This is a genomic window from Candidatus Uabimicrobium helgolandensis (assembly GCF_041508025.1).
GTDB lineage: Bacteria > Planctomycetota > Uabimicrobiia > Uabimicrobiales > Uabimicrobiaceae > Uabimicrobium > Uabimicrobium helgolandensis.
This window is the reverse complement of sequence record NZ_CP165719.1, coordinates 8,539,367-8,560,825: the sequence shown is the minus strand read 5'-3', so window position 1 is coordinate 8,560,825 and position 21,459 is coordinate 8,539,367. Positions and strand designations below refer to the sequence as shown.

The 21,459-nt window shown below is 33.9% G+C and carries 19 protein-coding genes and 1 pseudogene; 4 read left to right on the top strand and 16 right to left on the bottom strand.

The annotated features are described in order from the left end of the window. Positions 1-168: 168 nt before the first annotated feature. Positions 169-1,767: a protein-arginine deiminase family protein gene (locus tag UABHE_RS31640; protein WP_372367429.1), complete on the top strand. Its 1,599-nt coding sequence runs from the start codon at positions 169-171 to the stop codon at positions 1,765-1,767. Between the two features lie 134 nt (positions 1,768-1,901). Here UABHE_RS31640 and UABHE_RS31635 read toward each other — a convergent pair whose 3' ends face one another. After that, the gene (locus UABHE_RS31635; protein WP_372367428.1) at positions 1,902-4,592 is read right to left on the bottom strand and encodes a tetratricopeptide repeat protein; all 2,691 of its coding nucleotides are present in this window, start codon (positions 4,590-4,592) and stop codon (positions 1,902-1,904) included. A gap of 332 nt (positions 4,593-4,924) precedes the next feature. On the opposite strand from UABHE_RS31635, the gene UABHE_RS31630 reads away from it, so the two are divergent. Continuing rightward, positions 4,925-6,178, top strand: a complete 1,254-nt coding sequence (locus UABHE_RS31630) for a serpin family protein (RefSeq protein ID WP_372367427.1) — start codon at positions 4,925-4,927, stop codon at positions 6,176-6,178. A 393-nt stretch (positions 6,179-6,571) separates the two neighbouring features. Here the strand turns inward: UABHE_RS31630 and UABHE_RS31625 are convergent, their stop codons facing one another. From UABHE_RS31625 to UABHE_RS31605, 5 genes are all read right to left on the bottom strand, one after another. Beyond that, positions 6,572-6,883 (bottom strand): hypothetical protein, encoded by a 312-nt coding sequence (locus UABHE_RS31625; protein ID WP_372367426.1) that lies wholly within the window; start codon positions 6,881-6,883, stop codon positions 6,572-6,574. Continuing rightward, positions 6,880-7,392 (bottom strand): RNA polymerase sigma factor, encoded by a 513-nt coding sequence (locus UABHE_RS31620; protein ID WP_372367425.1) that lies wholly within the window; start codon positions 7,390-7,392, stop codon positions 6,880-6,882. The genes UABHE_RS31625 and UABHE_RS31620 overlap by 4 nt, the downstream gene beginning before the upstream one ends. 4 nt (positions 7,393-7,396) lie before the next feature. Next, a complete protein-coding gene (locus UABHE_RS31615; RefSeq protein ID WP_372367424.1) occupies positions 7,397-8,818 on the bottom strand; it encodes a hypothetical protein in 1,422 nt (473 codons plus the stop codon). 353 nt (positions 8,819-9,171) lie between these two features. Continuing rightward, positions 9,172-9,795 carry a type II secretion system protein GspG gene (locus UABHE_RS31610; protein WP_372367423.1) on the bottom strand — a complete coding sequence of 208 codons (624 nt, stop codon included), beginning with the start codon at positions 9,793-9,795 and terminating at the stop codon, positions 9,172-9,174. Next, entirely contained in the window at positions 9,792-10,346 is a 555-nt protein-coding gene (locus UABHE_RS31605; protein WP_372367421.1) for an RNA polymerase sigma factor, read from the bottom strand. Before UABHE_RS31605 ends, UABHE_RS31610 begins: the two co-directional genes overlap by 4 nt. 136 nt (positions 10,347-10,482) lie before the next feature. Between UABHE_RS31605 and UABHE_RS31600 the strand changes: the two genes are divergently transcribed. Both UABHE_RS31600 and UABHE_RS31595 read left to right on the top strand, forming a co-directional pair. Then, positions 10,483-11,526, top strand: a complete 1,044-nt coding sequence (locus tag UABHE_RS31600) for a HEAT repeat domain-containing protein (RefSeq protein ID WP_372367420.1) — start codon at positions 10,483-10,485, stop codon at positions 11,524-11,526. 60 nt (positions 11,527-11,586) lie between these two features. After that, on the top strand, positions 11,587-12,615 hold the full coding sequence (locus UABHE_RS31595; RefSeq protein ID WP_372367419.1) for a hypothetical protein: 1,029 nt from the start codon (positions 11,587-11,589) through the stop codon (positions 12,613-12,615). Between the two features lie 142 nt (positions 12,616-12,757). On the opposite strand, the gene UABHE_RS31590 is transcribed toward UABHE_RS31595, so the two are convergent. The 10 genes and pseudogenes from UABHE_RS31590 to UABHE_RS31545 form a co-directional block, all read right to left on the bottom strand. Continuing rightward, complete coding sequence (locus UABHE_RS31590) at positions 12,758-12,934, bottom strand: hypothetical protein (protein ID WP_372367418.1); 177 nt, start codon at positions 12,932-12,934, stop codon at positions 12,758-12,760. Between the two features lie 100 nt (positions 12,935-13,034). Beyond that, positions 13,035-13,472 (bottom strand): annotated as a pseudogene (locus UABHE_RS31585) (IS1 family transposase); the annotation flags it as partial. Positions 13,473-13,668: 196 nt separating this feature from the next. After that, the gene (locus UABHE_RS31580; protein ID WP_372367417.1) at positions 13,669-14,106 is read right to left on the bottom strand and encodes a hypothetical protein; all 438 of its coding nucleotides are present in this window, start codon (positions 14,104-14,106) and stop codon (positions 13,669-13,671) included. A gap of 73 nt (positions 14,107-14,179) precedes the next feature. Further along, positions 14,180-14,470: a hypothetical protein gene (locus UABHE_RS31575; RefSeq protein ID WP_372367416.1), complete on the bottom strand. Its 291-nt coding sequence runs from the start codon at positions 14,468-14,470 to the stop codon at positions 14,180-14,182. A 42-nt stretch (positions 14,471-14,512) separates the two neighbouring features. Then, a complete protein-coding gene (locus UABHE_RS31570; protein WP_372367414.1) occupies positions 14,513-16,147 on the bottom strand; it encodes a S8 family serine peptidase in 1,635 nt (544 codons plus the stop codon). 165 nt (positions 16,148-16,312) lie between these two features. Next, positions 16,313-16,453: a hypothetical protein gene (locus tag UABHE_RS31565; protein WP_372367413.1), complete on the bottom strand. Its 141-nt coding sequence runs from the start codon at positions 16,451-16,453 to the stop codon at positions 16,313-16,315. Between the two features lie 117 nt (positions 16,454-16,570). Continuing rightward, positions 16,571-16,855: a GTP-binding protein gene (locus UABHE_RS31560; RefSeq protein ID WP_372367412.1), complete on the bottom strand. Its 285-nt coding sequence runs from the start codon at positions 16,853-16,855 to the stop codon at positions 16,571-16,573. A gap of 51 nt (positions 16,856-16,906) precedes the next feature. After that, positions 16,907-18,538 (bottom strand): zinc ribbon domain-containing protein, encoded by a 1,632-nt coding sequence (locus UABHE_RS31555; RefSeq protein WP_372367411.1) that lies wholly within the window; start codon positions 18,536-18,538, stop codon positions 16,907-16,909. Beyond that, positions 18,468-19,100 carry an IS607 family transposase gene (locus tag UABHE_RS31550; protein WP_372367410.1) on the bottom strand — a complete coding sequence of 211 codons (633 nt, stop codon included), beginning with the start codon at positions 19,098-19,100 and terminating at the stop codon, positions 18,468-18,470. The genes UABHE_RS31555 and UABHE_RS31550 overlap by 71 nt, the downstream gene beginning before the upstream one ends. A 914-nt stretch (positions 19,101-20,014) precedes the next feature. Continuing rightward, a complete protein-coding gene (locus UABHE_RS31545; protein WP_372367409.1) occupies positions 20,015-21,016 on the bottom strand; it encodes an ADP-ribosylglycohydrolase family protein in 1,002 nt (333 codons plus the stop codon). Between the last annotated feature and the right edge of the window lie 443 nt (positions 21,017-21,459).

The following is a 21,459-nucleotide window of genomic DNA, read 5'->3' as shown; positions in this document are numbered from 1 at the left end:
TTATCAAATAATCTTTTGTTTCTGTTGTAGTCATAGTACCATATATTGAACAAGGCTTAAGTAAGTTTCTCTAAATAGATAATAGTTTTTGCACTAGGAGCACATCCTAAATTATTTTTCACTATGTCTTAATTTATAAAGATGATTTGTATTTATAAAGGTATGATTATGTGTAGATTTCTATGTTTAGTTGTTTTATTTATTGGTTTTTCGTTCGCACAATCTTATATCGATCTTACTGTAGATACTAACCGCGATGGAGTCGTACAGAAGATTCAAGATGATGTTGATGAAGATTTGTGGTCAAAAAAAAGAGGCGCTATCTTCTTTTATAATAATGATTCTGATGAAAATAATCATTCCCCTGATTGTCTTGATGACAAAATTAATGGTGAAAAGGATTTATTAGATTTAACTGAAATTCAATTACAAAGTGATGGAAAGAATAAGGTTACTTTGTATATAGATGCAAATTCGCAAACTAAGATAAATTTGTTTGTTAAAAGTGGCAGTGATTATCAAAAAATTTCTTCTTTTCCGTATACATTAGCGGCTAACGTTGCTAAGAATTGTGAAATGCGTATTGAAGCAACTTCATATGCAGATGCAATGTGGAATGGTGTTGTTACAGTAACAGCAGAAATTGATAGTACCGAGGTTCGAGATGTTGTGGCTTTAAAAGTAGCGCCTTTTATTTTGTTAGCAAATACCCAAGAAGTAGACACAATATATATTCGTGCGTATCCTGGAAAAAATGACACAATGATTCAGCAGTTGCGCACAATTGCATCAAAATCGAGTGTTGAGATCAAGATAATACCTGCTAACCTTTATCCTTACTACCAGATATGGATGCAGGATACGATGGAAATTGGTTATAGTGAAGGGCCTGGACACTGGTTTCACGTTGTTCTTCCTGCTAATCGCAATAGACCTTTGGACAATTGGTCGCGAGATTATATGTTAGGGAAAGATTTTGGATGGTTTCGTTATAGCCAGTATCGCCATCAATTTGCCCGTGGCGGTGGTGAAAATGGTTGGTTAGATTGGTATGGCAATTTGGAAGTTTCTCCGCCTCTTCCGGGCTATCCTTTTGGTCGAATATATTATGGAGGAAATGGAACATACTCTCTAAATCCTGAAATTGTAGATATGTTGGATCGTCAGAATGTTCAACGTCCTTTAGTGAAATTAGACACTGGATGGTTGCTTATTAAGCATGTTGACGAGATACTTTCTTTTGTACCTACTCAAAGTGGGGAAAAAACGTTCAAGGTTCTTGTTCCTAGTACACAACTAACTATTGATTTATTAAAAAAATGGCAAAAAGAAGGCAAGGGTAATACTAAAATACTCGAAAGAAATAAGAAAAATTGGACAATTAATTCTTTATTAAAAAATACTCGCCTAATAGAAAAGAATGTTCGTTTACAAAGTCGTATAAATAACCTATATAAATCAATAAAAAAAGAGTTTTTTGTGGATGAAGATGACTTTATTTATATTCCAGCTTTAGTTGAGAATGGCGAATCTATTATTCCTAATATGGTTAACAGTGTCTTTGTCAATGGGCATTTACTTATGGCGAATCCAAATGGTCCAATTGTTGATGATAAAGATCTTATTCAGGAATACGTTAGGCACTCTTTAGGTAAAATTCCAGTACATTTTTTAGATGATTGGAAGTATCATACTTGGGCTGGAAATGTTCATTGTGCAACAAATACAGTTAGGAAAAAATTATCGCAGAACTGGTGGAATGATTAGGGATTGGTTTGGTTTTTAGAAGTAAAAAAATTAGAGGAGCATTTAGCTCCTCTACAATTTGCATGATTAAAGATCGAATTATACACCTACTTATACGCCTTTAATAAAAAAAGCGGCAATATATTTTTATATTTTTATTTTATCCACTGTTTAAATTGCTTTTCATTGCGAATTTTTGCGAAGTCTGGATTGGTTTTAAGGTCTTGCCAATCAGTGAATTTGTTTTCAATTGCGAGCTTCAAGTAATTTATCGCTTGGGATTTATTGCCTTTTAATGAATAGATACGTGCCAAATAATAATAGGCTTTTCTGCTATTCGGTTTTCCTTTTAGGGTGTTTTTAAAGTGACTAACACTCTTTTTATATTGTGCTTTATCGAAGTATAGAATACCTAGTTTTTCGTGCGCAGCAGCAAAGCTAGGGTTTAAACGTATTGCTGCCAAAAGATCTTTTTCTGCTTTAGAGTATTTTTCTAAACGAAGTAATAAATAGGCGCGATAGTAGAGAAACTGACTATTATTTGGATCTAACTCTATGCTTTTCGAAAAGTCTTTTTCTGCATATGTATAGCTTTCTTTTTTGAAGAATATTAAACCGCGATTAAAGTATGCTTCCGTTAATTGCGGATTGAGCTCAATGGCTTTTGAGAAGTCGTTTATTGCTTTGTCTAGAATTCCGTGATCTATGTATAAATTTCCTCGGTTATAATAGGCGGAGTAGTTGTTAGGGTCTTGACGAATTAAGTCCGAGTATGTTTTTATTTCTCCATGTATAATACCGTACAACCACCAAGCATCTTCTTCGTTAGCCAAAATAGTTTCTAGCATATTAAGGCGCTTCATTTCTTTGAAAATATTTTTTAATGATTGAATAACACCTGGATCTCGTTGGGCTCCGTCTATTTCAAAGAATATTTTATGTATTGTTCGCAATGCAATACGTGAAGCTTCGATAGCACTACTTTTTTCTTCTTCAATAGTTTTACTTTGTTTTTCTATACGATTTTTTTGCAATGTCAAAAATTGATTTTGTTCTTCTACCACTCTTTTTTGTTGTGTGATTTGGCTTTTTTGTTTTAGAAGTCGCTTATTTTGAATACCTATTTCTTGCTTTTGTTTTTTTAGCTGTGCTATTTGTTGTACAATATCATCACGCTGACTTTGCACTGTATTTTTTTCTGCGGAAAGTTGTTCGCTTTTTTTCTCTACATCTTGGCGAGCTTGTTGTGCGATTTGTTCGTTTTTCTTTGCTAACTCTTTTTGTTTGTCTGCTAGCTTGCGTTGGGTGACAGCTTCGCGGTATGCTTTGCCTACCATAAGAAAGCCTGTGGCGAGACCAACAATTATAATAATCGCTGCTGCGTATAAAGTTCGCCTTAATTTAACGGTTGTTTTTTCTATACGTAGCTTTTTATTTCGTTGTGCGTCGATTTTGTTTTGTAGTTGTGTTATTTCGCTGGTTGACTGTAAACTGCTGAGTTGCGCTTGAGCTAGCCCAAAATCTTGTTGTTTTAAGGCGACCTTTGCATACTCGATTCTTGCTTGCTCTTTACCTAGCTGCGCATTTTCATTTCCAGACCATAGTTGCAAAGCTTGTTCAAAACCCGCTACTGATTGTGCGAAATCACTATAGAGAAGATCACTATTTTGTTTGTTTGATGTTAGACATTTCTGGAGAGTATTTTTTGCTTTCTGGGAGATGATTAAACTTTCGCGATGCTGCAAATATTTTTGGATTGCTTTGCTAAATTCATCGACACTTTGATAGCGATCTTTAATGTTTTTTGACAAAGCTTTTAAGCAAATTTGTTGAAGTTCTTGTGGGATATCATCACTAAATTTTGGTTGTTGCCCCATAATGGCTGCAAAGATGGCGGTCATTGTATGACCTTTATGAGGTGGAGTACGCATTAAGATTTCATAAAGAATCCCACCTAGTAGATAAATGTCTGTCCATGGACCAATTTCCATGCCATGACCGGAAGCAAGTTCACTTGGCATGTAGTATGGTGTTCCCATTGGACCATCAATCATTGTTTTATGAACTGTTAAGCCGCGATGTTTTTCGCCAATTTCAACGGCAATTCCCCAATCCATGACTAATACTTCCCCAAACTCGCCTACCATAACGTTTGATGGTTTTAAGTCGCAATGAACAATTTCTTTACTATGTGCGTATGCTATTGCATTGCAAACATTTAGAAGTACATTTAAATGAGCGAGCGTATCGTATTTTTTTGCTTGCGAATTGTCATTTTTTGGATATAGAATTTGTTTCCATTCACGTCCTCCTACTAATTTCATTGCTAGAAAAGTTTCGCCATTTTCATTTTGCGCGAGTTCGTGGACCGGAACAATATTCGGGTGATCTAAGTGAGCTGTTACAATAGATTCGCAGAGAAATTTGTTGCGATTATTTTGGTTATCGTTAATTATTTTCTTTATAGCAATTTCGCGACGCAAACTGTTTTGGCAACCTTTATACACTACTCCCATTCCACCGCGCGCAATTTCATTGAGTAGCTCATAATGATTATTTGGGTGTTTAACTTCCGCACTTGTGTCGTACTGAAAATCTTCTGTAGGAGCTGTTTCTGCTAATTCTTGTTGTGGTGCACCTCCTATTGTAAATTCATTTGCTGCTGTTGGTGGTGCAGGCGTCATATCAAATGTAGATTGTTTTGAAAAGCTTATCATTGGTAAAGTAGGGGCTGTTGGTTGTGGTGGCCAATCTTTACTTCGGTAAGTTTCTCCACCATCACTGTCTTCAATATGATCTTTGGTTATTATTTTTTCCCACAAGTGTTTTATTTCATCTTTATCCATAATCTAACCTCTATTAAAACGTTACTCTAAAGTAGGGCATGTCGACGTTTATCTTACCTTATATAAAAATCCCAAGTCGACAAACACATCGTTTTTGTCATGATATTTTTTACATTTTTTTGTAAAATTGTTGTATGAATACTTTTGACTGGTCACTTAGTATTTATTGAGTAATAATATAAGTAGCGGATATGCAAATATTATTGATTAGCCAAAAGCTGTTACTTAGGAATACTCCTACTATAATATCGTGTTTTTTAACTGTAGTGAATATTATAATTTAAAATTGGATTGAGCATTGTTGCCGATGCTCACAAATCTAGGACAATAGAATGCGAAAAACATTTCTCATATTTATTTTGGGTACAATCTTGCTTACTCAATGCGAAAATACTGGAAACATTTTAGAACCGATTTTACGAGAACGAAACCCTTCAAATCCAGGAGAAATTTCAACGCCTGGAGATACTTCGCCAAATATTGGATTACCTAGTAAAACAGTTGAGAAAGATGATGAGCTTATTCATCACGAACGGTATCCTCGTTTTGTTATTAATTCGTTTAATGGTGCTGGTAAATATACCGAAATTACCGAAGAATTAAGAAAACCGACGGCAGAAGATATACATGCCAATACTGCTATTTCTGTATTTCGTATGGTTTCAAATCGCTATAATAACGCTGTGATGTCACCCTTTCTTTTTTGTTGTGATAACAATGGAAGTACTGAATTGAGTCGCATTACTCAGCTTACAAATAACAAACTTAACATTAGTAATGGAAGTCATTTGCGTTTAGGTGTCGATAAAGCAGTATATTTTAGCGCTGGTTGGGATCAAAAACAATCAACTCAGTCTACTAATATTATGTTTCGTAATAGTGAAGTTGCGGCAATAAAAATTTTAGGAAGTTGTTATTATTATAAAAATAGCGATATGCAGCTTATTTATTTGCCTCTCAAACATGCAGAATTTAGCGTGTATTTGTTTGTTCCTAATTCGCCAAATGGACTACCACAATTGTTATCCAATATGCAATTTCCACAAATGAATGAGGCAGTTCAAAAATTAAAGAAACGCAAATGTGATATTGATATTCCCGCTTTTCGTTTATATTTCAATTTTGGGAATAATACCAACCAAAGAGTGACAAGTATTTTACAGCTTGATCAACAAGGGTGTGAATTCTCTTCTGTCCATACGCGCTGGTCTGCTATACAGGGAATGAATACTCTTACTACAAATCAGAGAAATGCAAAATATGAAGATGAAGAGTTAGATTTGGCCAAAATTAAATCTCCATACTTAAAGAATAAATCGCAAGAATCTATAAAGGCAACGATTGATCAGCCATTTTTTCTAGTGCTACGTCACTTAAAAACAGGAGAATTTTTGTGCACCGCTGCGATCAATGATTTAGAACAAGTTGCAAGTTGGCAAAGTGTTGTTCAACATCTAACTCCAGATGAAATGAATGAAGGTAAAAGCGGACAGTTAGAGCGCTTTGGTTGGGGATATACAAAGCGTCGCTTTGATCCTAAAGATATGGTTCCCGAAGATAACAATAATAATTTTGGCAACCAGTAATGTTTTGTTAAAAGTGATGTATTTACTGAAGGCAATTATTGCTTTGACGTTTGTACTCTCTGTCCTTATATTGTTTGTTTTCAGCGACTAAGAAAGAAATATATCATCTTATTAATTGTTTGCAAACAGGTAGTGAAAAACAGCGAGAAGAAGCCGTTAGAGTGGCCGTTGATCAAGCTTTTGGTTATTGGAAAAAATTGTAGATAAGGATAACTAGATTCGGTTACTGTTGTATTAGTAAATCTATTTTTGTGGTTATTTTTTCGTTAAAATCAGCTTGTTTTGTAAACCTTTTTATTTTGAGTATAAAGTGTTTCCGAACATAGAAAAGCGGTGTAATATTATTCTATGTTCAGATTGCTTTTGTTGCAAAGTATCATCGTGAATTAATGTTTAGTTACGTCGATATTTACGGTATAGAGGCTTCGTGTTATGCATTTTATGAAAATGCGATATTTTTTCATAGCGCTGATTATGTTTGTTTGCAGACAAAAAAGAAAGTATTTTATTATATTCAAAGTGTTTCCAAAAAGTAATACAAATGAACATAAAAACAGCCGCTATTTTACAAAAGTTCTTTGTATATTGGTATGTTAATAGCATTCGTTCTTTTTTGATCGTCTTATTACCTCTTTCTAACCAATCTTTTGGAACGCTTTTTGGTTCGAGAGCCTGTAATTTTTTTTCTATATTACCTATATTCATACTTGCTCTTTCAAAAGTTCTTGCATTTTCTGTAGGCCGTAGCGATAACGGCTTGCAATGGTATTCATGGGGATATTTGTACTTTCTGCTATTTCGTTGAAAGTCATGCCTCCATATATCTTTAGGTAAATGACTTCTCTTTGTTCCAAAGATAGCTGCATAAGAGCTTCCTCCAAGCACATTGCCTCTAATTTAGAAACTTTCTGTGGATTCGCTATTTGTAAAACTTCTTTCTCGCAGGTCGATTTCTCTAACTTTTGTTTTTGAGCATGAGATATTTCGCGCTTAAATTCATTTCTCACAACCGTAAAAATAAACGCTCGTACGTTCTTAATCTCTTTCATCTTTGTTTTTGTTTGACAAAGTTTTTTTAAGCTATTTTGGAATACATCTTCAACAATAGTATGATTATTTGTTAAGTTTTTCAAGTAACCAATGATAGAAGGAGACATTTCGTTTATTGCATATTCCGCTAAAGATGGTTTTTTTAGAGCAGATAGAATTTTCATATTGTTACTTTATCACACAAGCAATATCTAAGCCTTCGTCGAAATAAAAAGAGTGGTGGCCTTTATCGTCAAATAAATTTTTCCCTACACTATAAACTATTTTGCCATTAGTCATAAGTTTTTTTCGTGTAAAAGGATCTATCGTAAATTGTTTTCTTCCATCAGGAATGTTTTCAAGCTTGATCTTTTCTTGCGGATGATGCAATTCGTGGAAAATGCATATCCATAGACATTTAGCATAAGCGGTTTTCTCAAAAAAATGTTCTATGCATATTTGATAATATTCTGCGATGTCTTTTCCCTTGGATTTTTTTCTGAATTTATTTAACATGTGGTGTAATTGCACCTCACTTGGTTTTGTGAAAATGTTAGTATATTTTAAATTTGCTTGAGCAAAAGCTATATTTTCGTTTAATAAATAGCCCATAGGAATAAAATGATCACAAAGTCTTCCCCAGTCCGAAAATTTGAATCTTATCATTTCTTTTTGTAAAAAGAAATCAATAGATTTTGTTTTTTCAATAGCTTCTTTCCATACATATACAGGGTTGATATTTTTTTCCCTAACTCGCGCATAATTCTGAACGATATCAAGTAACTGTTGTAAAATTTCAGGGGAACTACTCGCTTGGTAGGCTGCATTAATAAGTATTAAAAGATCCTTTTCTCTTGCAACAAAAAGACTATAGTAATTTTTATCTTTTTCTATAATCTGAACAAATACTTTTATAATATTAATGGCTTCTTTTATTTTTTTGTCTTTCAATAGATAATAAAATTTAAATTCATAATAGCGGCGTAACATTCCCCCTACTTGATGGTTATCTTTAGAAATAAGAACAGGGTATTTTAAAGCTGTTTGTACTAGATGATCGACAGTGTTAATAATTTCAATATACTCTTCAATTAAAGAGTTCTTTACCTCAGAAAGCTTAACTTTTTGTATTAAATCTTCTCTTGATTGATAAGTTAACCAGTGATGGAGCTGTTCATCTCTACTTAATACTTTTTCCTCAAAGTCAAAGAGGGTTTTTATTAAAATTTGATCAGCTTCTTTGATAAAAGCATTGCCATTTTCCCCTATGGATTTGCGATATCGGCTGTCGTCTGTCTCAGAAATAGGGATATTTTTTTCTCGACATTCTTTGAAAATATTTTGCCATTGTTGAAAAGTATAAATTTGCCAAATTTGTAATATAATAAAGATAATAAATGATATTATTGCACAGCTTTTATGATAATATGGCGCTACCTTTATGCCAAATGTACTCACAAACCAAAAACCAAAAAAAGCAACTCCAATAAGAGCTAGAGTTGTTAAGTAGTATTCTCCAGCTACTAGCATCGCAGCGACATAGCATGAAAAAAACACAAGATTGATAATATACTTCACTATTTTTTTTTCTGTTATTTGTTGTCCAGTCATATCCGATTCCTTAAAGAAATTATGATCTTTTGGAAAGGTAGACCCCAAAGAAGTAGAATTTTGTCTATAAAAAAAATTAAAAATTATTAACTAAGAGTAATTATCATTCAAGCCGTTGGATTAAGCTTTAAAGTTTTAAAATAAATAATTTAGCGATTCTGTCGTTCCTGACTTTGACCGGGAATCCAGCAAAAAAAGATTAGTTTCTTATAGTGGATCTCGTATCAAGTGCGGTATGACAAGGTTTGTAAGTATTTTAATTTATAACTTTCGGTTAAATCAACGGACTTGGCTCGAGTTTGCTTGCGAGTGGATCTCATCTAAGAGTTTGAGTCTTACGATTTTACTTGAAGTTACTTTTTTTCATATAGTGGATGCCAATTCTTTATATCATCGTCAAGTCCATTGTCGTCTTCGCTATCTTTTCCACAAGAATATAAATCAAAAAAATTAAGATTATATTTTGCAGGAAAACGATATATAATTGGATTTCCCCAGTAGTCGCAAAAATTTCCATTTGGATCTATGCGTTTTTGCCAAACTTGCAGGTAGTAGTCACTTGATTTTACTTTTTTTAACTCTTGAACAAGTTTTGCCGTTTGTTTGGGAAATTTTCCGTGATATAAGCGGTATTGAACAATTGCTTTTTCTAGCTCTGAAATTAGAATGTGTTCATGGCGATAACGAGCAATATCAAGACCAATAAGGATTAAAAATACAAATATAAAAGATACGATTCCCCAAGCAATGTAACGTGTTCGTCTGCTTTTTTTTTGTACTGTTTTGAATATTTCTTCTGTTGATATATTACTATTCTCGTGTTCCCATTCTTTAAATTCTTCTAGCTGCTGTTGTATATTGCGATGTTTTTTACTACACTGTGAACAGCATGTTAGATGCTCAGTAACTTGCAGTATTTCTTGTTGTTGCAATTCACCACAAATATATTTATATAACTGCACATTTTGACATTTCATTGTTTTTTCTCCAAAAATTCGCGTAGCTTCTCTACGCTGTAAAACATCCGACTTCGTGCTGTTGTTTCTTTACATTTCACAATATTTGCAATTTCTTTATAGGAAAATTGCTGTTGGATGCGCAGTAAAAAAATAACTCTATGTTTGGTATCTAAAGAACGTATTGCTGTTTCTATTCTATTGTTTTCTTCTTGAGCCATAGCAATATTTAATGGTGTTTTATTATTGTATATATTTGCACTTACATCATCAAAATTGCGATTATTACGATGTTTTTTTTCGGTTCGTATTTTATTTAGAGCTAGGTTAGTTGCTATTTTATATAACCATGAGCGAAAACGAAATTTATTATTAAAGCGATTGATAGATATAAGCACTTTTATGAAAGTATCTTGAACAATATCCTCCGCCGTTTGTTTTTGATAAACAAAACGATAAACATAATTGATAAGTTGTTGTTCGTAGCGCGATACGATCACTGAAAAAGCGAATTTATTTCCTTGTAAATAATAGGCAATAAGACGTTCATCTTTATATGTGTTGAAGTCCAATGTATTTCCTCGCGAATAGAATTTGAATTTGGAGTCGCGACCTGTCTTTTTGTTTTATACACCGATTACAAAAATATGTTCAAATAAAAAGTATTTATTTTTTTCGTAGACAAATTTTGACACTTTAGGAGTCTTTATGATAAAAGTGTTCGAATGTGTTGCTAAAAATCAGAAAGGAACTCTAATGAAAAAGTATAAATATTGTATTTGCTCTGTATTTCTTATTGCGGTAATATTTGGTCAAAAATCAGATGAAAGACCAGTACTTCCACGTGATAGCGTTAGCTCGATGGTTTTCAAAGTGAAGGAAAGTCCTACAAATGTGTCTAATATTCCAGCAATCTTGCAAGAGCTAAAAATAGCAAAAAGTTATAGACATAAACGTACATTAATTCGTTCATTAGGTAGTTTACAAGAAGTCAATACGCAGGTTCTCACCACTTTGAAGAAAATAATGTTAAACGATAAAGATAGAAAATTAAAGTGTGAGGCTATTAAAGCGTTTGGTAGTATAGGGAAAAAAGCACGACCTGTGCGTCAAGATTTATATCGAATGCTTAGTAAACCACGTCTTCGATACGATGCGGCATTGTCTTTAGTTCAAGTTGAGGCCTATTCTGAAATATTACAAGCTGCGAAGAGTCGCGATAAATCACTGCGCGAAATGGCAGCGGAGTGTATTTTTCATATGGAGGATAGAGCAGAGCAACTGCAAAGTACTATTGATGAGCTATTACAGGATTCGTCGAAAAAAGTTAGGCAAGCAGCTCAAAGAGCTCAGAGTCTTATTGGTAAGTATCATAATTGGAAGAAGAAAAATCAAGAGCTTTTGCAAAATGCCCAGAGTTGGGACTCTAAACTACAAATACTTGCAGCTAAAAAGATGTCGACTATGGATGATGAAGCAATACCGTTTTTGATTAAAATGATTGATGATAATAATGAAGATGTTCGCAAACAGGCACTTGTGTCGATAAACATTCATAAGAATAGAATGAATAATATTTATATGTCATATAAGACCTATATGATCGCTAAACTTGATCGAGAAGCTAAAGCGAATAAGAAGGCTAAGCAAACAATAGTAAAGGGCTTTTGGTATGTTGATTTACAACAAGCGATGAAAGAGGCGGCAGCTAAGAAAAAACCCCTTTTGTTAGTTTTGCGTTGTAATCCATGAGTTAGCTGTCAAAAATTAGATGAACAGGTTGTTCATCCAAATAAAGATCTTGAAAAAATAATGAATAATTTCGTGTGTGTGCGTTTAGTTAATATTGATAATCTTGATCTAAGTATGTTTCAATTTGATTCTGAGTTATCGTTTGCTGCGTTTTTCTTTAATGCTAATGGTGATGTTTACGGACGTTATGGAACACGTTCTTATAAAGATCGAAAATTGTTCAAATCAGATTTTTCTTATACAGCATTAGGTGTCGATAATACAAGTGATGTTACTGTTGATGGTTTTAAGAAGGCGGCTTCTGTTGCTTTAGCCTTACATGGTAAATATTTATTAGATAGAAGTGTTGCGAAAAGCCTTTTAGGTAAAAAGCGTAAAACTACTGTTTGGAAAACCCCTCGATCTATTATTGGCACTTCAAGAAGAGGTTGTATACATTGCCATCATATTAAAACATATACAGTTGCTTCATTGAAAAAAGCAAATAAGGTTATTCCTGATAAAAAATTGTGGTCATTTCCTATGCCTGACACATTAGGTTTTGTTCTTGATCCTAAAGAGAAAGCCAAGATTAAGAAAATTATATTGGGTTCAGAAGCAGATATGATTGGCTTAAAAGTTGGTGATGAAATTCAAACAATGAGTAAACAGCCTATTATTTCTATTGCTGATGTTCAGTGGGTATTACATGAATCTACGCCACTACAAGAAATAAAGATGAGCATCTTACGCAAAAATAAAACGTTTGAAGTTACTCTTGTCTTACCTTCTGGTTGGAGAAGGCGCGGTAGATTTAACTGGCGTTGGCGCTCATCTCGCGAGTTGTGGAAAGAATTTACTGATTATTTTCTTGATTTGGAAGATAGTAAGGTGTTAGACGGTGTAAGAGTTATTAAAGCGGGTACGAGAATTAACGATGCTCAAATTATTCCAGGGGATATTATTGTCGATGTTGATAAACAAGGCCGAAAAAACGCAAGTGAATTGCTTGCATATCTCCTACAAGAGAAAACATTAGGAGAACCTCTTAATTTAACTATTCTTCGTAAGAATAAGAGAATCGTTGTTTCTATTCGCACTTTTAAGTGAGCAGTGTTTTGGATTGAGATAACAGTGTTGTTGAAAAAAATGGGTAGTTCATATCATGTAGTGATTAGGTGCTGTTGACGAATTGCTGTTATTAAGATAAAGTGTATCTTCCAAAGAGTGTATTGAGGGAGATATAGAAATGTCAAAGGCAAAAGCGAAAAGAAATACAAGAAGAAGTAAGCTGGGTTGATGCTCTATCCAACTGATAGAGCGCAGCCAATTTTCTTGGTAACTTTTTTAGTATAGGATTGCACCATTTTATGAATTCTATTGCTTGTTGGTATACTTTCAGTTTCTCGTGGTCAAAATATGCTTCCATTTCAACGTTCCAGATTAAGAATTAGAATTATGATTAAGATCCTTCTATTCTAAATCACAGAGCGACAAAACTTCCAAAGGCTTTATATTCTTTTATAGCATTAATTCGTCAGCAGTACCTGGTTCTGTAGTAAAGAATTATAATGGTGAATGAATAACCAAAGAGCGCCAATATGGTTTTCGATTTTTTTGGAAAAAGAAAGAGTTTTACGGACGAGTCGAGAAACTCTTTGCCGAAGGGTATTATTAAAACGTTCAATGTAAGCTGTTTTACCAGTATGTTTGCCAACAGCTTTGTGATGTTTAGAAGGAAAAACCTCAGAATCCCAAAAATCAGTATAAAATACAGCGCATTGCCTGTATACCGCTGGTAAAGAATTCCAAAGACCTTGCGCTCCTTCTTTATCACGTTTTGCAATGTGAGCTCCAACAATTTCTTTAGTGTTGGCATCTATAGCTAACCAAATCTTATTGCTTTTCTTAGCAACAAAAGACCACATTTCATCACACTGAATTTTTAGAGGTCCTTTGCTTTTTTTTTACTTCTACCCTACGTGATACTGTCTCTACAAGAAATAAAAATAAGTATTTTATGCGAAAATGAAATGTCCGAAGTTACTCTTACATTGCTTTCAGATTGCAGAAGAAGTAAATTATAGAGAGAATTTCATTCGCTTAATTTAAAGGTAAAATGTTAGGTGAGAGTCATTAAAGCAGGATGTAACACCGTTGGTATTATCTCCGAGTAACACCTTTTCTAATACCAACTTTTTCAAAAAAACCTAAAAATATATATCCTATCGCACCAAAGCAGAACAAAAATAGAGCGAAGAAATTACTTTTAGAAAAAGCTTGTGATGTACGTAAAGCCAAAAGAGCTTCTACATATACAAAGAAAACACATGCTATGATGAATAGATAGTTAAATTTCTCATTTACAGCACCTAGTATTAAGAAAATTACAGATATAGGAATAAATGAGCGTGGTATTTCTATAAAGTCGAAGATAACAATAAGATTGCCAATTGGAATGTTTAATAAGTAAGATGACCGCCCATATCCCAGTTTCACAAAAGTAAAGTAAAGACCCAAGGAATATAGTGCCAAAATAAATATTTCTGCATTTGGTAAATTAAATCGTTCTAACATTTCATAAATTAAAAAATCAAGCATTTTAAACCTCTTCATAACAATATAAAGACTTTGTGTTTTCTTGGTAGACGTTATGTAAAACGTATATGTTTGATCAAAATTTATTTTGGGATTTATTTTGCGGAGGATTTGTGCAATAAGGTTTTGCATATAAAATATATGGCAATGTTAGGGTGTCGCCAATAAGAGTAAAAGGTACATCAACAAGAAGTAAGATACCAAAAGGATAGGCAATTACCATAAAGGTAAAATCATACATAACCCCACCATAAGGTAGTCCTTCTATACCTAATACTTTTTGGGCTTGATCGGATTGTAAATTGAGGTAAGTACCACAGCCACATATTGTAACTACGAGTAAAATGCATATTAATTTTTTTTTCATAATTTGGATTAGCTCCGCAATAATATTACGGAGCTATTTCTGCTATTTTATTGAGTCTAAAAGTTGTTGTGATGCTTCAGGTATTTTATGTAATTCAGCGCTAATAGCGTTTTTTTCTTCTTCACTTATAGAAGTTTTTCCATGTAGTTTTTCTAGAAGTTTGCGAAGATTAGGATTACTTTGTTCTAGTTGTGCCATTTCAATTGTAATCATATCTTTATTGATGGCTGGTTGATCAAAAGTTTCCCAACCATAAAATACTGATAAGTAAGGAAGATAAACTTCGTCTTTTGGAACAGGGTTTTTATCTAACTTAGGTGCTACTTTTAGAGCGTCTGCTGCGCGTAGAGTACCGTTTCCAAAATATTTTTCTGAGTCTTTATGGTCTTTACGAGCTGAGCTAAAAAGAGCGTGACGCACAGCATTTACTTTTTGCCATGGATGTTCATATTTGAAGTCGCGGTATTTATGTAACCATAGGGCCGCTGCTGCTGCAATTTGAGGAGTTGCCGCAGAGGTTCCGCCACCATTACCGATATGATCTTTTTTACCTAGTTTTCCAGCAGGAACGTTAGGAGTGTATGCAGCCATCGCATAATCCATTAATTTTTTTGGTCCCCAGTTCCCTTGCATTTCTACAAACCACGGATCTTCTTTGTAGTAAGGGCTGTGGTCGTAGTTTACACCGCACACTGCAATTACACGCTTGAATTTTGCAGGATATATGAGGTAACGAGTAGGTAATTTTGCAAAGTTATTTCCCGCAGCTGTCACTACAACAACACCGTTATTGTAAGCATCGTTTACTGCTTCAGCCCATAACTTTGAAGCAACGCCACCCATTGACATCGAAACTACATCGCAATCGTTTTCAATAGCATAATACAAAGCTTGTGCAAATACATCTACTTGGAATAATAAAACTGTTGTAGATAAACGAATCGGAACGATATCAGCTTCAGGTGCTCCACCAAGATAGTCTTTGTATTTTTTACTTGGCAAATCAATTTGATTTCCAGCTAAAACACTCATTGTAGAAGTACCATGTCCTGGTTGATCAGCAATACCACTTGTTCCTGGATCTGCTGCTAGATTTTCGTCTTCGCCTTTTACAAAGTTCTTTTGTAAATCAAGACGTAAACTCTCTGGAGTTGTTATGTTCTTGCTATCTGGATCGTAACCAGTGTCAAAGTGAGCGATGCGGATACGACGTCCACTTTTATATGCCGCTTCGCGTCTTGCTCTTTTTAATTGACTGTGACTGTCTTGTAAATTCCAACCAAATACATCTGGATTTGGATAACTCCAAGTTTCGCTATAACCGCGAGTGTCATTTGCTGAATGTTGTTTTTTTAGTGCACGTGCCAATTCGCGATAATGAGAATTCATTGCCGGATTATTTGGTTCACCATAAACGATATCATCATTCTCTTTTACCAATTGATGTGCAAGATCCCATGAAGACTTGTCTGATCGTTCGTTGCTTGTCGCAACATACCAGTTTGTTGCAAAGCGGCTACGCTTGTTTGTTAGAGGGCGGATAGTAAAACTAACTTCCCCTGCGCGAATGCTTTTCTTTGCAAAGCTAGTAACGCTATCAGCTTTGATTTTTATGAGAATTTCTTCAGCACAAACAAAAGGAACTAAAAATAGAATACAAAGTAAAATTTTGTTCATAATCTCCCCTTGATATATAAATAAAAAATTTGAACGTTTTTTAGGCGCTTGTGTTTTTATTATAACACTAAGGACAAGTCTTGTAAAACTATCTAAAGTATTTTCCTCTGTGTATGGTTTTTACTTTTGTATATTGTGAAGTGTTATGACTTATCTATGGTTCTGTTAGATCGCGTGGTCTGTGGCACGAGTCTCTAGATAACTAAGTGGAAAAGAATCAATAATAAATTCTTTGCCGCAGTTAGCACCTGTAAGATTAATCCCATACATATTTTTTTTTGATTTTTGGATGCCTTCATTTTCCAATTTGGATAACCTTAGAAATAAACAGTAAAAATACCAAGAACTAATAAATACCTTAACATAGAATAATTAAGTAAAGATATTATATAGTGCTTGGGTTTGGAAGTTTCCAATCTATTATTAAACTTCCATATCTTCTGTGTTTTGTGCCAAAATTATTGGAAATTTATCTTTAGCTTGAAGCCAATGTTCTTGACCTCGTTCCAGTTCATCATCATTTAATAAACAACTATCTAAGATGCTAAAGAATTGCGTTTTATCGATATTCTGTCCTATAAAGACTATCTCTTGGCGGCGATCTCCAAAACGTTCGTCCCAGATTTCTTGTAAATATTTATGATCTTCTTCTTCTACGTCCCACTCTTCTTTTGGAATCGCATCATGCCAATAACCTGATGCCTCCATGCCAATAACCGTTCCTCTTTAAACTAAAAAATCCAAAGTAGTGGATAACATTCATACGCGAAGGATTCCAAAGATAGTACCTTTAAAAGAATTAAAACTCTTTTGTACGACTTTGGAAGAGAGGGAAACAGAATGTATCCAGCCCTTCAAATAATAAATGTGACCTTTGCAATGGGTTGTAGCAAAGGCGTCCTGACGGAACAGTGAATCAGGCAAACGAGTCTTCTTATAGACGACTGTTTTTGTACATTTTTTGAGATTCTTTTTAAAAATGGCTTTCCGAGCAATATTCAAGCACGCGACATAATCACGATCAGCGGAGAATGTGCAATTTGGACAATAAAACCAAGGAAGAGATTTGTGTTGTTTTTTGTGGTTATCAGAAGATGAAAAGTGTTGTCCTTTGTGCGAACATTTTGGGCAAATGGAGCTGGTACCTGCTGGATGAATAGGCTTTTGTAAAGAATAACCACACAGACTGGCTTTATAATCAGTCAGAGCAATAATTTTTTGGCGGACAGTGGTGTTTATTTGATGATTTTTATTACGAGAGTAACCACGAGATTTAAGTGATTTTAGGTTTTCATAATAGATTTTTGAGCAATTGTAGTGTTTGGCAAAAAAGACAATGATGTTCGCGGCTGTGTGTGAGATTTCTTTGTTAATCAATGAAATTTTATTCCATCTTTTGGCAATTTCTCTATTACATTTTTTGAATAACGAATCTTTGTGGAGAAGCTTATCGCGCTTGCTTTTCCAGTGATCAATATCTTTGTAAATTCGTTGTAATTTACTTTGTATCCCACAAAAATTAGCAAAATATGGCTGCGAAAGTTGTTCGCCTTTGTTATTAAAAACACAAAGAGTAAGAAGTTTACGTACTCCCCAATCAATGGTAATAAAATTTTCGCTTTTTTGTTTTTTAGGTTTTTCGACAGTGATTTTAAAGTCAAGAATTGGCAAATAATCACCATGAACACAATCAAAGCGAAGATCGGGAGATGTTATTTGTTTGTCTTCGAGAAAAGAGGGAAGTTTTATATTTGTTTCTAACCAACGCCATTTTATTTGTTTACCACAGCGATCTATCACTTTGAAACTGAGTTTTATTTTGTCTTCGTTTTTAGTTAGTTTTATCGCTTGTCCATCATCAGGCGCATAAGTCAGTATTTTCTTCTTTACTTTCGGCGGTTTCTGTAAAGCGTAAAAATCTTCAGGAATATTTCGATGTTTACGTTTATAATTGATTACTTGCTCTCTGATGTTTTTGACATAATGTGCTTTTTCGAATATTTCGTTTTTAATGAGTAGTTTGTTTGTCCACTTCTTCGGATCATTTGTTTCCTTCATCAGCAGATTAAATACTCGCATGCGATCTCGTACTTGGCGCATCGTTCGACCAACAATCTCCAGCACCCCACGATTGATTCGACTTGGCATTTTACTTTTTTTGTATAACTTTACAAATATCGGCTCTAACACCTTGTATGAATACTTGCTGTTATTTCCATCAAATACACTATACAACTTGTTTTTGTGCGCAAACTCCAAGTACTCATTCGCTTTTTCTTGTACATAAGCCAATGTTTCGCGTAATTTTTCGGCTACTTCCTTATTCTTTATTGGAATTGGAAACGCCAGTACTTGTCCGTTTTTTATTTTGTCTTTTTTTTCTTCGCTCATGCGAACGCCGTCCATAGATTTTTGCGCAATATACCGTTAACACTGACAAAACATCTTCTACAACTACTTCTTCAAATTTTTTCTCTGGTCTTTCATTTAGCACTACTAGTTCTACATTTTTCGCTGTACAAACTTGTTCTAATATTTGTGTTGCAAAGCGCATTAACCTATCTTTATAAGATACCACCACTTGCTTTACATTATCATTTAGTATTAAACTTAGTAACTTTTTTAGACCTCGTTTTTCATAATTTAATCCAGATCCTATTTCTGATATTTCTACTACATTTGATGTTTTGTGTTTTTCACTATAATTCTTTAGCTCTTGTTTTTGCCTCACTAAGTCTTCTTTTTGATCATGCGCACTTACTCTTGAATATAGTATTGTTTTTTTATTTTCGTTTTCAAAACCAAGCTTTTTTTCTATGCCTTCCAGGTTGTATCTTCTATGTCCACCTAATGTCCGTATTGCTTCTAATCTCCCCTGTTTTGTCCAATCGCGAATTGACTGTGTTGTTACACCAAAAAACTCTGCTACTTTCCCAATACTTATCCATGTCATTTTATTTCTTCCTGACACAGTAATTTCAATTGTTTTACACTATTATAACGTATAATAAAACAAAGTTCAAATAAAAAAAAAGTATGTTTTCCGTAAGTTAGGTTTTCAGCATTACTAAGTACTCAGTATAAATTTTCGGGTATAAAAATAAAACTTATGATAAAGAATACCGTCTCTACCTATTCTATTACTTTTTCGGATGATATCCGAAAACTTTTGCATGGCTGCTTACTTTAGATTTTTACAAGTTAAATCGTTACTGCAGTGTGCCCTTAAACCATTAGTGAGTAGTTAGCAATAGGTGAGGATTTATCTACACATACTCATTATGTAAGGATAATTTATCTACGTATATTCCTAAGCTAACTACTAACTAATAATATGTAAATAAAATGCCCTCATTCTCTGAATGAGGGTTTTAACTAAAGATTGGAGGTCTTTAGAGCATATTATTTTAAGATAATATACTAATTTTGATAGATTTGTCAATGAAAAATGCAATTTAATTGCATTTTTTGTGCTTTATTGGTGTTTTTTTTGTTTTAAATTGCAATTGGAATGCAATTGGTATTGGCTGGAATTAAAATAAAGATATTACAGTGATTGTAATCACCGCCGTTGTCGTATCCATAGTAGTAGTAGCATAATCAAGTCAATTATAACATTTTGCTGAACATAGAAACAATAGGAGTTGGCAAACTTTTTCCGGTTTATCATTATTTACAATCAAGAATTTTCATATTATTCGTTTTAGTGCTTGATCAAAAGAGGAATATGGAAAAGATACTCAAAACTTTGATAATGAATATGCGACGATTGATTTTCTCTATGATATCCGATTTTTAGCTCTATTTTATTGGACACCCAGAAATAATCTGGACTATTCTAATTGTTTCTTTTGGGTTTTGGCTTTATTAACGGTGTTTTATGTTATAGCATTGTTTTGCAAGTTGCAAAAGTTCTTGCTTTTTCCAAGTATCTTGATCGGTTAAGAGAATTGAGAATTCTTGAGGGATTGCATCTATTCCTAGATAAGCCCCACTAATCGCACCTGCCATCGCAGCTGTTGTATCAACATCACCGCCCATCATAATAGACATCGATATTGTTTTTAGATAGTTTTTTGGTGATTTAAAGAAACAATAAAGACTCCATAATACAGAAGGAACAACATAAGGAGATATCTTGTCCCAGCACTCTTTGTGGTCGAGTGGCAGGTAGGCGCGAATTATTTGCTCACATGCTTGTTCTGGAGTTAGAGAAATCCATCCAATGAATTCTTGTAATACTTCAGCAAAGTGCTTGTCGATTTCTGTAATCCAGCTTTTGATTTGTAGAATTATTTGCTCAGGATTAATTGTTTTGGCCGTTAATACTATTGATGTTACTCCTGCAATGATAATGCTTCCAGCAATACATCTTGGATCGCTGTGAGTTATACAACTTTGGTCTTTTGCAGCCTTTATTAATTTTTTAGGATCGTTGTAAAAAAATAAAGCAATAGGCGCGCTACGCATTGCGCTACCATTACCCGCAGAAGGAGCAGGAGTTGCTGATTTTGTCCAGTGTACTCCTTGTTTTAGTTTTTCTGCGGCCATTTGCGTTGCACGACCTTTTCCAACTATTCTTTGTTCGCTGAATATATTTGCTATTCTTTGCGCATAATTCTCAGGACAAAATAGACCGATTTCTACGTAGCTTTCGATTAGTTCTCGTGCAAGTTGAGAATCATCTGTGTATTGTGCGAAAGGATAACTTTCTTCTGGTTGGAAAGACAATATTTTTTTTGTGTTGATAGCTTTTTCTATATATTGCATGCAAAGTCTTTGAGGATAACCTTCTACTGGAAAACCTAGAGCATCCCCTAAACATTGACCAATTAAACATCCTGTATATTGTTTTACTGTAGGTCTCATCGTATTTTTCATTTCATTTAGTAGAGGAAAATTTCTTAGGTACTACAATAATTAAGTTTTATTGATATTCTAGCTGAGAGAAACAACTTACGACTTTCTATTTCTCTTTTTTATTTCTCTCTATTTTCTGAGCCTGGCACCGAATTATTTACGCTATTTCTCTTTTTTATTTCTCTCTATTTTCTGAGCCTGCACCGAATTATTTACGCTGTAGTTGTAATTTTATTTTTTTCTTCTTTCTTTGCAGTATTCTCCCTAATTTTTCCCAAAAAAGAACCAAATGCCGCATTTTTCTTCTTTGCCATTTTTACTCCACAAAATAAAATTTAAAAAATATTATCGTTGTAGCTATTGATATGCTATAGCATTATTTTTAACCATAAAATGAATAATTTCCCATTTATTTAAATATAACATTTTTTGGGGTAGTATACATCTAATTA